The organism is Microbacterium sp. cf046 (genome assembly GCF_900114345.1).
In the GTDB taxonomy this organism is placed as follows: Bacteria; Actinomycetota; Actinomycetes; order Actinomycetales; family Microbacteriaceae; genus Microbacterium.
This window is the reverse complement of sequence record NZ_FOZJ01000002.1, coordinates 788,028-801,255: the sequence shown is the minus strand read 5'-3', so window position 1 is coordinate 801,255 and position 13,228 is coordinate 788,028. Positions and strand designations below refer to the sequence as shown.

16 protein-coding genes and 1 tRNA gene are annotated in these 13,228 nt (G+C 68.5%); 14 read left to right on the top strand and 3 right to left on the bottom strand.

Annotation, left to right across the window (positions count from 1 at the left end):
* Positions 1 to 5: 5 nt before the first annotated feature.
* Complete coding sequence (locus tag BM349_RS10065; protein ID WP_091706727.1) at positions 6 to 278, bottom strand: DUF4031 domain-containing protein; 273 nt, start codon at positions 276 to 278, stop codon at positions 6 to 8.
* Between the two features lie 179 nt (positions 279 to 457).
* On the opposite strand from BM349_RS10065, the gene rplU reads away from it, so the two are divergent.
* From rplU to rsfS, 9 genes are all read left to right on the top strand, one after another.
* Positions 458 to 766, top strand: a complete 309-nt coding sequence (gene rplU, locus BM349_RS10060) for a 50S ribosomal protein L21 (protein WP_175525261.1) — start codon at positions 458 to 460, stop codon at positions 764 to 766.
* Positions 767 to 785: 19 nt separating this feature from the next.
* On the top strand, positions 786 to 1,043 hold the full coding sequence (gene rpmA / locus BM349_RS10055; RefSeq protein ID WP_091706725.1) for a 50S ribosomal protein L27: 258 nt from the start codon (positions 786 to 788) through the stop codon (positions 1,041 to 1,043).
* A gap of 106 nt (positions 1,044 to 1,149) precedes the next feature.
* Complete coding sequence (gene obgE, locus BM349_RS10050; RefSeq protein WP_091706724.1) at positions 1,150 to 2,670, top strand: GTPase ObgE; 1,521 nt, start codon at positions 1,150 to 1,152, stop codon at positions 2,668 to 2,670.
* Entirely contained in the window at positions 2,667 to 3,524 is an 858-nt protein-coding gene (gene proB / locus BM349_RS10045; RefSeq protein ID WP_091706723.1) for a glutamate 5-kinase, read from the top strand. Before obgE ends, proB begins: the two co-directional genes overlap by 4 nt.
* On the top strand, positions 3,521 to 4,780 hold the full coding sequence (locus tag BM349_RS10040) for a glutamate-5-semialdehyde dehydrogenase (RefSeq protein WP_091706722.1): 1,260 nt from the start codon (positions 3,521 to 3,523) through the stop codon (positions 4,778 to 4,780). Before proB ends, BM349_RS10040 begins: the two co-directional genes overlap by 4 nt.
* Positions 4,781 to 4,832: 52 nt before the next feature.
* Entirely contained in the window at positions 4,833 to 5,057 is a 225-nt protein-coding gene (locus tag BM349_RS10035) for a hypothetical protein (protein ID WP_091706721.1), read from the top strand.
* Between the two features lie 9 nt (positions 5,058 to 5,066).
* Positions 5,067 to 5,663 carry a nicotinate-nucleotide adenylyltransferase gene (nadD, locus tag BM349_RS10030; RefSeq protein ID WP_091706720.1) on the top strand — a complete coding sequence of 199 codons (597 nt, stop codon included), beginning with the start codon at positions 5,067 to 5,069 and terminating at the stop codon, positions 5,661 to 5,663.
* Entirely contained in the window at positions 5,660 to 6,826 is a 1,167-nt protein-coding gene (locus BM349_RS10025; RefSeq protein WP_091706719.1) for a hypothetical protein, read from the top strand. Before nadD ends, BM349_RS10025 begins: the two co-directional genes overlap by 4 nt.
* Positions 6,826 to 7,203: a ribosome silencing factor gene (rsfS, locus tag BM349_RS10020; protein WP_091706718.1), complete on the top strand. Its 378-nt coding sequence runs from the start codon at positions 6,826 to 6,828 to the stop codon at positions 7,201 to 7,203. Before BM349_RS10025 ends, rsfS begins: the two co-directional genes overlap by 1 nt.
* A gap of 4 nt (positions 7,204 to 7,207) precedes the next feature.
* Here rsfS and BM349_RS10015 read toward each other — a convergent pair whose 3' ends face one another.
* Positions 7,208 to 7,633: a VOC family protein gene (locus tag BM349_RS10015; RefSeq protein ID WP_091706717.1), complete on the bottom strand. Its 426-nt coding sequence runs from the start codon at positions 7,631 to 7,633 to the stop codon at positions 7,208 to 7,210.
* 117 nt (positions 7,634 to 7,750) lie between these two features.
* Between BM349_RS10015 and BM349_RS10010 the strand changes: the two genes are divergently transcribed.
* Positions 7,751 to 7,823, top strand: a tRNA-Ala gene (locus BM349_RS10010).
* Positions 7,824 to 7,952: 129 nt separating this feature from the next.
* Here BM349_RS10010 and BM349_RS10005 read toward each other — a convergent pair.
* The gene (locus tag BM349_RS10005; protein ID WP_091706716.1) at positions 7,953 to 8,477 is read right to left on the bottom strand and encodes a hypothetical protein; all 525 of its coding nucleotides are present in this window, start codon (positions 8,475 to 8,477) and stop codon (positions 7,953 to 7,955) included.
* Positions 8,478 to 8,754: 277 nt separating this feature from the next.
* Here BM349_RS10005 and BM349_RS10000 point away from each other — a divergent pair, with 277 nt between their 5' ends.
* The 4 genes from BM349_RS10000 to BM349_RS09985 all read left to right on the top strand — a co-directional run bounded on the left by BM349_RS10000 (position 8,755) and on the right by BM349_RS09985 (position 13,193).
* Positions 8,755 to 9,231: a VOC family protein gene (locus BM349_RS10000; protein WP_091706715.1), complete on the top strand. Its 477-nt coding sequence runs from the start codon at positions 8,755 to 8,757 to the stop codon at positions 9,229 to 9,231.
* Positions 9,228 to 10,370, top strand: a complete 1,143-nt coding sequence (locus BM349_RS09995) for a PQQ-dependent sugar dehydrogenase (RefSeq protein ID WP_368086671.1) — start codon at positions 9,228 to 9,230, stop codon at positions 10,368 to 10,370. Before BM349_RS10000 ends, BM349_RS09995 begins: the two co-directional genes overlap by 4 nt.
* A gap of 61 nt (positions 10,371 to 10,431) precedes the next feature.
* A complete protein-coding gene (locus BM349_RS09990) occupies positions 10,432 to 11,517 on the top strand; it encodes a zinc-binding metallopeptidase family protein (protein ID WP_254773812.1) in 1,086 nt (361 codons plus the stop codon).
* Positions 11,514 to 13,193, top strand: a complete 1,680-nt coding sequence (locus tag BM349_RS09985) for an acyl-CoA dehydrogenase family protein (RefSeq protein ID WP_091706713.1) — start codon at positions 11,514 to 11,516, stop codon at positions 13,191 to 13,193. Before BM349_RS09990 ends, BM349_RS09985 begins: the two co-directional genes overlap by 4 nt.
* Positions 13,194 to 13,228: the final 35 nt, after the last annotated feature.

Below are 13,228 nucleotides of genomic sequence, written 5' to 3'. Positions count from 1 at the left end.
ACAGCTCAGAGCTGCCGGCGCTGACGCGCCGTGACACGGAGCCCCGACGCGATCAGGGCGCGCACGAGGGTGTGCCCGTCCACGGCGCGCGCGCCCGCGGCGACCAGTCGCGCGTGCGCCTCGTCGGGCACGTCGTAATGATCACGGTCGAACCCGCGTCGGGGGATGCCGTTGGCCTGCGCGAACTCGTGGAGCTCGTCCAGATTCGAATCGCTGACCAGATGAGACCACAGCCGACCGTGCGCCGGCCAGCGCGGATCATCGATCAGGATCGCCACGTGCTGATCCTACGCAGACGGTCGCCCGACGCGCCGTCCGAGCCGTCTCCAGGCGCTTTTGCTTGTGGCACCGGCATCCGGTAAAGTATTCCTTTGGTGCGTTGACGACATTTCTGCTCCGCACCGAGTCTTTGCTCAGGCATCCGGAGCCGCGCGCTCCCCGAAGAAACAGGTATGAAGTGGTCTACGCAGTTGTGCGCGCCGGTGGCCGGCAGGAGAAGGTCGAGGTCGGCACGATCGTCGTCCTCGATCGTCAGTCCGCGAAGGTCGGCGACAAGATCGAGCTCGCCGCGGTTCTGCTCGTCGACGGCGACGCCGTGACGACCGACGCCGACAAGCTCTCGAAGGTGACCGTGACCGCCGAAGTCCTCGGCGAGGAGCGCGGCCCCAAGATCGTCATCCAGAAGTTCAAGAACAAGACCGGCTACAAGAAGCGCCAGGGGCACCGTCAGGACCTCACGCGCGTCAAGGTCACCGGCATCAAGTAAGCACGGAAGAGACGCAGACATGGCACACAAAAAGGGCGCAAGCTCCACCCGTAACGGTCGTGACTCCAACGCACAGCGCCTCGGCGTGAAGCGCTTCGGCGGCCAGAAGGTCCTCGCCGGCGAGATCATCATCCGCCAGCGCGGCACGCACTTCCACCCCGGCGCCAACGTCGGTCGCGGTGGCGACGACACGCTGTTCGCCCTCGAGGCCGGCGCGGTCGAGTTCGGCGCCAAGGGCGGCCGCAAGGTCGTCAACATCGTCGTCCCGGCGGAGTAGTCCGCCGCACTCGCAGTTTCATCGTGGGAGGGGCGGGCTTCGGCTCGCCCCTTTTCCGTTCGCAGGATAGAAGTCCCGACAGCACGACAACCGTAAGGGGGAGCGCATGGTCACATTCGTCGACCGAGTGACGCTGCACCTGTCCGCCGGCAAGGGCGGAAACGGATGCGTCTCGGTCAAGCGCGAGAAGTTCAAGCCGCTCGCCGGGCCCGACGGCGCGAACGGCGGCCACGGCGGCGACATCGTCCTCGTCGCCGACCCGAATGTCACGACCCTGCTGTCCTACCACCACTCGCCGCACCGCTCCGCCGGCAACGGCGGATTCGGCATGGGCGATCATCGCGCGGGCGCGATGGGGGAGAACCTCGAGCTGCCGGTGCCGGTCGGCACGGTCGTGAAGGACGTCTCCGGCGAGACCCTGGTCGACATGATCGAACCGGGGATGCGGTTCATCGTCGCCCCCGGCGGAATCGGCGGGCTCGGCAACGCGACGCTCGCGAACCCGAAGCGCAAGGCGCCCGGCTTCGCCCTGCTGGGCACCCCGGGTTGGGAGGGCGATGTCCTCCTCGAACTGAAGACCGTGGCCGACGTCGCGCTGGTGGGCTATCCGTCGGCCGGCAAGTCCAGCCTGATCGCTGCGATCTCCGCAGCCCGCCCCAAGATCGCCGAGTACCCGTTCACGACGTTGCACCCGAACCTGGGCGTCGTGCAGGCGGGCGACGTGCGCTACACCGTCGCCGACGTTCCCGGGCTCATCGAGGGGGCGAGCGAGGGCAAGGGCCTCGGGCTCGAATTCCTCCGTCACGTCGAGCGCTGCACGGCCCTCGTGCATGTCCTCGACTGCGCGACCCTCGAGCCGGGCCGCGACCCCCTCAGCGACCTCGACGTCATCCTCGCCGAGCTCGCGGCCTATCCCGTGCCGGAGGGCCAGCTCCCGCTGCTGGAGCGCCCTCAGATCGTGGCCCTGAACAAGATCGACGTTCCCGAGGCGAAGGATCTCGCCGAGCTCGTCCGCCCCGACCTGGAGGCTCGCGGCTTCCGCGTCTTCGAGATCTCGACGGTGAGCCATGCGGGCCTTCGGCAGCTCACGTTCGCGCTCGGCGACGTGGTCGCCGCCCATCGCGCGGCGGAGGCCGCCAAGCCGGTGCTCGAGCGCGTCGTGATCCGCCCGCAGGGCTCCGAGCGCGAGTTCACGATCCGCGTCGAAGGCGGAACGTACGGAGACATCTACCGGGTGCTGGGAGTCAAGCCGGTGCGCTGGGTGCAGCAGACGGACTTTCAGAACGAGGAGGCCGTCGGCTATCTCGCGGATCGGCTCGAGAAGCTCGGCGTCGAGGATCAGCTGTTCAAGTCCGGTGCGCAGCCCGGATCGACGGTGGTCATCGGCGAGGGCGACGGCGTCGTGTTCGACTGGCAGCCCTCCCTCGGCTCGGTCGCAGAGCTCATGACCGCGCCGCGCGGCACGGACCCCCGCCTCGACATGAATCCCCGCCGGACGACGTCGCAGCGGCGTGAGAAGTACTACGCGAGCATGGACGCCAAGGCCGAGGCGCGTGCCGAGCTCGAAGCCGAGCGCATCGCAGCGAAGTCCGCGCAGATCGGCCGGGACGACGAGGAGCACGCGTGACCAGCTTCACGCGCGATGACATCCCCTCGGCGCGCCGCATCGTCGTCAAGGTCGGCTCCTCCTCGATCAGCGGCGAGAACTCCGGCAAGATCCAGGGGATCGTCGAGGCGCTGGCCGAAGCGCACGCGAGCGGCACGGAGGTCGTCCTCGTCTCGTCGGGGGCGATCGCGACCGGGATGCCGTACCTGCGGCTCGGCGAACGCCCGACCGACCTCGCGACACAGCAGGCTGCGGCGGCCGTCGGTCAGAACGTCCTCATCTACCGGTACCAGGAGTCACTACGACCCTTCGGCATCGTCGCCGGGCAGGTCCTCCTGACCGCCGGCGACCTCGACAACCCGACTCCCCGTTCGAACGCCCGCCGGGCCATGGAGCGGCTCCTCGGCCTGCGCATCCTGCCGATCGTCAATGAGAACGACACCGTGGCGACCCATGAGATCCGCTTCGGCGACAACGATCGCCTGGCGGCCCTGGTCGCACAACTGATCGGCGCGGACGCGCTCGTGCTCCTGAGCGACATCGACTGCCTGTACACCCGGCCGCCGGATGAGCCCGGAGCACGACCCATCGACCGGATCCCGTACGGCGACGACCTGAGCGGCTACCAATTCGGCTCGGTGGTCGTCAACAGCGTCGGCACCGGCGGCGCGGCCACCAAGGTCTCCGCGGCTCGCGTCGCCACGGCATCCGGTGTCGGCGTGCTCGTCACGAGTGCCGATCTGGTCGATCGCGCCCTGCGAGGCGATGAGATCGGCACCTGGTTCGACCCGCATCCCGAACCCGTCTCGGTGCCGGTCACCGGGCCGATCCGCCGGGCATCGACTGCGCGGGTCGCCGATACACTCGACGGATGACCACGACCGCCACGACTGCCCGCGAGCGGATGCTGCTCGCGAAGTCGGCGGCGCGCACGATCGGTCTGCTCAGCGACGCCGAGAAGCACGATGCCCTCCTCGCGATCGCCCGCGCGATCGAGGACGCGACGCCCGCCATCGTCGCCGCGAACCGGGAGGACCTCGACCGCGGACGCGAGACCGGCCTCTCGGCGGCGCTCCAGGATCGCCTCCGGCTGGACGAGCCGCGCGTCGCCGCACTGGCGGCCGCTGTGCGCGACATCGCCGACCTTCCCGACCCGGTCGGAAGGGTGCTCGATGAGCGGACGCTTCCGAACGGCGTGGAGCTGACGAAGGTGAGCGTGCCGTTCGGCGTCGTCGGCTCGATCTACGAGGCGCGTCCCAACGTGACCGTCGACATCGCGGCACTCGCCCTGCGCTCCGGCAACGCCGTCGTGCTGCGCGGCGGCTCCGCCGCGGAGCTGACGAACGCGGCGCTCGTGCACGCCATGCGACTCGCACTGAGCGCAGAGGGGATCGATCCCGAGGCCATCCAGACCGTCGACGACTTCGGCCGCGACGGCGCACGCGAGCTCATGCACGCGCGCGGGATCGTGGACGTCCTGGTTCCGCGGGGGAGCGCGCAGCTGATCGAGACGGTCGTCACGGAGTCATCGGTGCCGGTGATCGAGACCGGCGCAGGAGTCGTGCACATCGTCCTGGACGAGTCGGCGCCCCTCGAGTGGGCGCGCGAGATCGTGGTGAACGCCAAGGTGCAGCGCCCGAGCGTGTGCAACTCGGTCGAGACGGTGCTGATCCACCGCGCCGCCGCCGAGCGCCTCGTGCCGCCGGTCGTCGCCGCACTCAACGAGCAGGGCGTGACCGTGCACGGCGACCCCGAGATCGTCCGCCTCGGCGATGCGGTCGTACCGGCGACCGAGGAGGACTGGTCGACGGAGTATCTCAGCCTCGACGTCGCGATGCGCGTGGTCGACGATCTCGACGATGCACTCGAGCACATCCGGCGCTATTCCACGCATCACACCGAGTCGATCATCACCCAGGATGCCGCCAACACGGAGCGCTTCCTCGCCGAGGTCGACTCGGCCGTGGTGATGGCGAACACGTCGACGCGCTTCACCGACGGCGGCGAGTTCGGCTTCGGCGCGGAGGTCGGCATCTCGACGCAGAAGCTGCACGCGAGGGGCCCGATGGGGCTCGCCGAGCTCACGAGCACGAAGTGGCTCGCGCGCGGTTTCGGACAAGTCCGGCACTGAACGATAAACTGACACCGCGTCCCCGCACGACGCGAACCCGATCGGAGCACGAATGACCTTTGCCACGCTTCTCGTCCTCGCTGCCGAAGAGTCCGAGGCCCACGGCAACGTCGCGCTCGAGACCGTCATCTTCGGCATCATCGCCATGGCGACCTTCGGCGCGCTCGCACTGGTCACCCTGTCGTACCGCAACGTCGCGAACCGGCACTCGCGCAAGGCCGATGCGTACGCCGCCGCGCACGCCAACGACGTGCAGCAAGCGGGGCACGGCCACTAGGCCGACTGCATGTCGGTGACGCGCACCCCGAGAATCGGGGTCATGGGTGGAACGTTCGATCCCATCCACCACGGTCACCTGGTCGCGGCGAGTGAAGTCGCGCAGTCCTTCGATCTGGACGAAGTCGTCTTCGTGCCGACCGGGCAGCCGTGGCAGAAGTCCGGCGTCTCGCCGAGCGAGCACCGCTACCTGATGACGGTCATCGCCACGGCATCCAACCCGCGTTTCACCGTCAGCAGGGTCGACATCGACCGCGCCGGACCGACCTACACGATCGACACGCTCCGCGAGCTGAAGAACCAGCGCCCCGACGCTGAGCTGTTCTTCATCACCGGCGCAGACGCCTTGGCGCAAATTCTCAGTTGGAGGGACCATGATGAGTTGTGGGATCTCGCCCACTTCGTCGCCGTCTCCCGACCCGGACACGTCTTGAGCACCGCAGGACTGCCCAGCGACGACGTGAGCCAGCTCGAGATTCCCGCACTCGCCATCTCGTCGACGGATTGTCGCGATCGCGTGGAACACGGCAATCCCGTGTGGTACCTCGTTCCCGACGGGGTTGTCCAATACATTGCGAAGCATCACCTCTACCGGAGCAAGGAATGAGCACACCCGAGCAGCCGGCAACACCAGCCCTCACCCGCAAGCAGATGCGGGACATCCGCAACACCGGCGCGACCCCGATCGTGAACGGCGACTCCGCACCCGCGGAGCAGCCCGCCGGTCTCGAGCAGGCGCCTGAAGTCGCGCCCGAGCCCGCCCACGAGCACGACGACGCGCCGCCGACGCCTCAACCCGAGGTGCCGCCGGCCGTCGCCGCGCCGCTGGCACGTGCAGCGACGCCCGTGGCGGTCCATGACCTGCCGGGCGCCGATGCGAGCGTCGACCTTGGAGTCTCGCCGCTGACGCGCCGCCAGGCCCGCCAGCAGGAGCGCATCCGGACCGCATCCGTGCCGGTGATCACGCCCGAAGTCGCGGCGGCCCACGCCGCGTCCGTCGCCGCTGCGGCGGCGGCCCCCTCCGCCGCGTCCACGAGCGAGACGGTGACCGAGCCGTCGACGAGCGAAGTGAATCTCGCCGAGCTCTTCGGATCGGATGCAGTGGCATCCGTGGCGCAGGACGAACCGCACACCGCGGACGAGGTCACCGTCGACACGAACACGCACGACACGGACGATGCTCCGGAGGCGGCACAAGAGACTGCCGACAGCGAAGAGCACAGGGACCACTCGTGGCCCGACACGTCAGCGGACGACGAGGACGAATCGGAACGCGCGGTCGTGCATCCTCGGTTCGGTGCCGAGCTGCTTGCCGGCGAACCGGCGCAGGCCGACCTTCCGCCGTCGTTCGATCAGCTGATCTCGCGCTCTGCGACCGGATCGGTCGGCACCGGAAACGCGCTGATCCTGTCCCAGACGCCCGCGCCTCCGCCACTCGTCGCGCCTGTGACGGCAACGGGCGAAGTGCTGATCACGGGATCTTTCAACCTCCCCGAGGGTCTCGGCTCCACCGGCCACGCGGCCGGCACCGCCGACGGCAAGGAGGTCGACGCCGTCCTGGTCGACGGCGAGCTGCCCGCGCACTCGTCGCCCACGCCGATCGCGGCGAGCGCCGCGATCAGCACCGTCAAGAACGGCGGCGACCTGATCAAGCCGCCCGCCCCCGAGAAGGGCGGACGCCTCATGCTGACGCTCGCCATCACCGCGGGCGTGCTCGCACTCGCCCTCGTCGGCGTGCTCATCCTGGCGTTCGTGACGGGCGTGTTCTGATGGCGGCGACCGAGCAGTCCCGCGAGATGCTGCGCATCGCCGCACTCGCCGCGGATTCGAAGGGCGGGGAAGACCTCGTCGCCCTCGACGTGTCAGGGCCCCTGCCGCTCGTCGACATCTTCCTGCTGGTGACGGGGCGCAGCGAGCGCAACGTCGCCGCGATCGCGGACGAAATCGAGGACAGACTCCTCGAGGAAGGTCACAAGCGGCTGCGGCGCGAAGGCCGCCAGGAGTCGCGTTGGATCCTCCTGGACTTCGGCGACCTCGTCGTGCACGTCTTCCACGAGCAGGAGCGCATGTACTACGGGCTGGAGCGTCTGTGGAAGGACTGCCCGGTCGTGTCGATCGAGCTGCCCGCCGCCTCGAAGGTCGACTGAGCGCTCACTGCAGGCAGAACTCGTTCCCTTCAGGGTCCTGCAGCTGGTAGTAGAGCTCGGGCCACTCGCCCCACATCTGGTCGACCAGACGCACGACGGTCGCGCCCAGGGCGACGAGCCTGTCCTTCTCGGCATCCAGCTGCTCGCGGGTGGGCGCGCCGGACGAAACCGCCTGCACGTCCAGATGCAGCCGATTGCGACCGGCCTTCGGGTGCTCGGCGTGGTGGAAGAAGAGCCGCGGCCCTCGCCCCTCGGGGTCCTCGGCGAGTGCGCGAAGCCCGAGATCCGCCTCGGTCAGACCCGCGGCGAGCAGTTGCGACTTCAACGGCTCGTCCCACTCCAGCAGGGGATAGCCGAAGACACCCGACCAGAAGTGGGCGAGCGCCCGCGGGTCATCTGCGTAGAACGTGATGTTGCCCATCGTTGCCATGTCGACACCTTTCCTCGCACCGAGACTAGGTGGCAGCGCCGACACCGTCAGCAGTTCGAGGCACGACATCCGATGTAGTAATCTAGTCGGGTTGCCTCCGATCCGGAGGTCGCACGAGGGCCTGTGGCGCAGCTGGTAGCGCACCTGCATGGCATGCAGGGGGTCAGGGGTTCGAGTCCCCTCAGGTCCACCGACGACAGAAGCGCCCCCTCGTGGGGCGCTTCTGTCGTTCATGGGCGCTGTGGCTCGAACCCTCGCGGAATGCGCTTCGGCGCGCTGCCGTCGTATGGCGTGACGCGCTTGTCGTCTTCGCGATCGCTCAATGGAGTTTGATAGCGGCGGTCGTGGTGCCACGTTCGGTGCCGGTCGGAGAGTAGTAGCCGCCTCCGTAATCGATGCCGCCGGTGTACTCGAAGGAGGCGGTGACGTAGGCGGCTCCGTTCTTGAACGGTCCTGATCCCTGATCGGCCAGGACCCGCACGACGACGTTGTTCTGCGTGCTTCCATCGCATGTCAGTACGGTCCCAGTTCCGGGCGTGGCGTAGAGCTGGCCGCTTCCGGTCGAGATCTGCTTGCCGTTGGCTTGCTTGACGGAGACGAAGACCTGGCTGGCGACACCTGGGTCGCTGAGGGGATCACAGACGATGGTGACCGGCACCGCGATGGCGATCTTGACCGTCAGGTCTGCAGCGGAGCCGACCGTGATCGTGTTGGTGGCGGCCCAGGCGGGCGTCGTCGCCCCGAACAGCGCGATACTCGCCGCCGCCGCGGCGGCGAGCCGTACCCGATTGCGGGTCCTGCGAGCGGTCTTCGCGGAATCTGGATTGGTGATGAACAGCGACATTGTCGTTCCTTTCGCACATGCCTGCTCGGCGGTGAGTGACATTCGTCCCGGGCGTGCTCGAGTTGGGAGACGCCCTGGGATCAGTTCAAACCCGATGACGTCCAGCCCGACACGTAGTGGACTACCTGTTTCACCAACGCTCGGCATCCGCGCGCCGTGACCGCTGACGAGGTTGCGGGTTTGAACGAACTGCCCATCCAACGCGCCCGCTCTTCGCGGTGTCCCTTGACCGGGCGAGCGCGACGGGAGAGCCTGGAGCGATGCGAGGAGGCACCCGATGACCGACGTGACCCCGTTCCTGTGGTTCGACGACGACGCGGAAGCGGCGATCATGTTCTACACGACGCTCATTCCCGGCTCGGAGGTGGTCTTACTCGCGCGATACCCCGACGAGGTTCCGGGGATGGGCGGCAAGGTGATGAACGCCCATTTCCGGCTTGCCGGACGGGACTACTACGCGATGGATGCCGGACCGCAGTTCCCGTTCACGGAGGCCGTGTCGCTGTTCGTGTCCTGCAGGGATCAGGCGGAGGTCGACCGATACTGGACGGCGCTGACCGCGGACGGGGGCCAGGAGCAGCCGTGCGCGTGGCTGAAGGACAGATGGGGCCTTTCGTGGCAGATCGTCCCCGACCGGCTGGTGGAGCTCATCCGCGATCCTGATCCGGACAGATCGCATCGCGCGGTCCAGGCCATGTTCACCATGACGAAGATCGACATCGCCGCGATCGAAGCCGCCGCCGACGGATCGTGAGGCTCCCGCGCCGAAGCCTCGCCGCAGTCTGGCTCGTCGGCGCCGTGCTGGCATCCTCCGGATGCGCCGCTTCACCGCCGAGCTCTGTGCCGCCGAGGGCTTCGACAGCGCCGAGTGCGCCGAACGCGACCAGTGCGCCCGACGCGCACTGGGCTCCCTCCGGCGAGCCCGCGACGCTTGCCACGGACCTCGATGCGCCCTGGTCCGTCGTACCCCTCGACGGCGGGGGCGCAGTCATCTCGGAGCGCGACTCCGGCACGGTGCGGGAGCTGACCAGTGCGGGCGACCTGCGGACGATCGGGGTCGTCCCCGGGGTGGTCTCCGGAGGGGAATCCGGCCTGCACGGCCTCGCGATCCGGGTCGATGACGCCGGGGATCGATGGCTGTACGCCTACCACGGAGCCTCCCATGACAACCGCGTCGTCCGGATGCCGCTGCGCGGCGACGCCGGCTCGCTCGCCATCGGCGATCCGGAACCCATCCTCACCGGCATCCCGCGGGCGAACACCCACGACGGCGGACGGATCGCGTTCGGCCCCGACGGATACCTGTACGTGACGACTGGTGATGCGCAGAACCAGAATGCACCACAGGATCCCGACGCGCTCGGCGGGAAGATCCTCCGGCTGACGCCCGAGGGCGATCCAGCACCGGGCAATCCGTTCGGCAATGCCGTCTGGACGCTGGGCCATCGCAACGTGCAGGGGCTGGCGTGGACGGCCGACGGCCAGCTGTGGGCGAGCGAATTCGGGCAGAACGAGTGGGACGAGATCAACCGCATCGTGCCGGGCGCGAACTACGGCTGGCCCATCGTCGAAGGAGATGCCGGTGACGACAGGTTCACGGATCCCGTGGTCACGTGGGCGACCAGCGAGGCCAGCCCGAGCGGGATCGCCGCGGTGGGCAGGACTGTCTTCGTCGCCGGCCTGCGGGGAGAGCGGCTGTGGGTGGTGGACATGACGGAGTCCCACACCGCTGAGCAGCCGAGAGTCGGCCTCGACGGTCAGGGGCGTCTGCGGGATGTGGTCGCCGCACCCGACGGAACGCTGTGGATCCTGACGAACAACACAGACGGCCGAGGCTCCCCGCGGAACGGAGACGACATCCTGATCCGCCTGCCGATCGCCCCGGTCCCATAGCGGGCGCGCAGTTCTCGCGCCGCGCGGCCGGGGCAGGACGACGGAGCGCTACGGTGAGACCGTGAGCTCCCAGCCGCGCTGTCCGCATTGCCGCCACTTCCTGTATCTCGACACGCTCGTGTGCCCGAATTGCGAAGCCGAACTGGGCTTCCACATGCTTTCGCGTCAGTTCTACGGGCTGCGCAACAATCGCACGGTGATCGCAGAGCGCACCTGGTACACCTGCTCGAACAGGGACTGGGCGTGCAACTGGCTCGTTCGCGACGACGCACCTGCCGGCCGCTGCTTCTCCTGCCGTCTCACGCGCACCCGGCCGGCGGCCGATGACACCGTGGCGCTCCAGAAGCTCGCGAGCACCGAGGAGGCCAAACGGCGCCTGATCCTGCAGCTCGCGAGTCTCGGCCTCCCCATCGTCGGATGGGACCTGAAGCCAGGTGGCCTCGGCTTCGACCTGATCTCCAGCCTCACCGACGGTCGCCCCGTCATGATCGGCCATGCGAACGGGATCATCACGATCGACCTGGCGGAGAGTCTGGACGATCGTCGCGAGGCACTCCGGGTCAGGCTCGGAGAGCCGTATCGGACGATCCTCGGTCACCTGCGGCACGAGGTCGGCCACTACTACCAGAACGTGCTGCTGACCGATGATGCGGCCTGGGCTCAGTGCCGGGCGATGTTCGGCGACGAGCGGGCCAGCTACCAGGATGCGCTCAAGCGCCACTACGCGATGGGCGCACCGGAGAACTGGCACGAGTCCTTCATCTCCGAGTACGCGACGATGCACCCGTGGGAGGACTTCGCCGAGACCTTCGCCCACTACCTGCACATCACCGGGACGCTCCAGACCGCCGCAGCGATCGGCATCCGTCTCGACGCCGCGGTGACGAGCCTGCGCGACGCCGACGTGGTGCCGCGCGAATCGTACGAGGACGAGCCGATCCAGCGGCTCCTCACCGACTGGGAGTGGATGTCCCAGGCGTTCAATCGCATCAACAGGTCGATGGGATTCCGCGATCTGTATCCGTTCGAACTGGTGGCGCCGGTGCGCAGAAAGCTCGGATTCATGCATGAGATCGTGACGAAGGCGCCGCTGACCTCCGAGGAGCAGATGGCCATGGCGGCACCATGGGATGAGGAGCGCACATGACCTCGGTCGCGCGCGGGCAGCGCGTGATCGGCGCCGCCACCCATTACGTCGAGAATCAGCCGCCCGTCCGCACCGAGATCGACGAGTACGCGCTCAACCTCCCGCTCGTGGACGCCGTCGCCACTTTCGGCGCCGAGTGGGCACACGATGAGCTGCACGAGGCGGGCCGGCTCGTGGGCACATCGTCCTTCCAGCGCGACGCGACACTCGCGAACGTCCACGCACCGATCGCGCTCGCGCACGACCGGTGGGGCTTCAGGCTGGACGAGGTGGAGTACGACCCGTCGTATCACCGCATCCTCGGCGATGCGATCGCACGCGGCGCGCACACGTCAGCGTGGGTCGATCCGAAGCCCGGGGCCGGCGTCGCCCGTGCAGCGATGTTCATGCTGTTCGCGCAGGTCGAACCCGGCCATGCATGCCCGGTGTCGATGACGCACGCCGCGGTCGCGTCCATCAGGGACTCACCGTGGGTCGCCGACGAATGGCTGCCGAGACTGTACTCACGCGAGTACGAGCCGCGACTGCTCCCCAATGAAGAGAAGACCAGCGCGCTGATCGGCATGGCGATGACCGAGAAGCAGGGCGGATCGGATGTCCGCGCCGGTACGACCCTCGGCACCTACATGGGCGGCCACGCGTATCAGATCACGGGACACAAGTGGTTCTGCTCGGCGCCGATGTCCGACGGGTTCCTGGTGCTCGCTCACACGCGTCGCGGGAACGTGGACGAGGGGCTCGGCTGCCTGTTCGTACCGCGCCTGCTGCCGCGCGGGATGCGCAACGTGTTCCGGATCCAGCAGCTCAAGGACAAGCTCGGCAACCGGTCCAACGCATCGGCATCTGTCGAATTCGACGGGACGATCGGGATGCTGCTCGGTGAGCCGGGCAGGGGAGTGAGCACGATCATCGAGATGGTGCAGCGCACTCGCCTGGACTGCGTCCTCGGAACCGCAGCCGGCATGCGCCAGTCGGTCGCCGAAGCGGTGTGGCACACGCGCGGGCGGTCGGCGTTCGGCAGACTGCTCGTCGACCAGCCCGCGATGACCGCCGTGCTCGCCGACCTGGCGATGGAATCCGAGGCGGCGATGCTCACAGGGCTCCGCCTCGCGCAGGCGTTCGGGGCCGACGCATCCGATCGGGACGCGGCGCTGCGGCGCCTCGCCACACCCGTGTCGAAGTACTGGGTGACCAAGCGCGGCCCGCACCACGCCTACGAGGCCATGGAGTGCCTCGGGGGCAACGGATACACGGAGTCGTTCCCCCTCGCGCGACGGTACCGGGAGCAGCCTGTGATGTCGATCTGGGAGGGGTCGGGCAACGTGATCGCGCTGGACGCCCTGCGCGCCTTGACGAAGGACCCGGATTCGATCGCGGCGTTCGCCGACGAACTCGACACCACAGCCGGCGCCTCCGCGCTGCTGGACGGACACGTCGCGCGAACGCTCGCACTCGTGGCAGAGCTCGCCGGGGCGGAGCCCGACGACGCGCAGCCTCAGGCTCGCCGCCTGACCGAGAACCTCGCGCTGGCCTTCCAGGCATCGCTCATGCTGCGCCACGCCCCGTCGGCCGCGGCGGATGCCTTCATCGCGGCGCGCCTCGGCGACGATCGCGGCGCCCAATACGGCGTGCTCGCGCGAGGAACGGATGCCGCCGCGATCGTCGCGCGCCACTGAGCCCACCACCACCGCCGCCTCCCAGGGATCGCGCA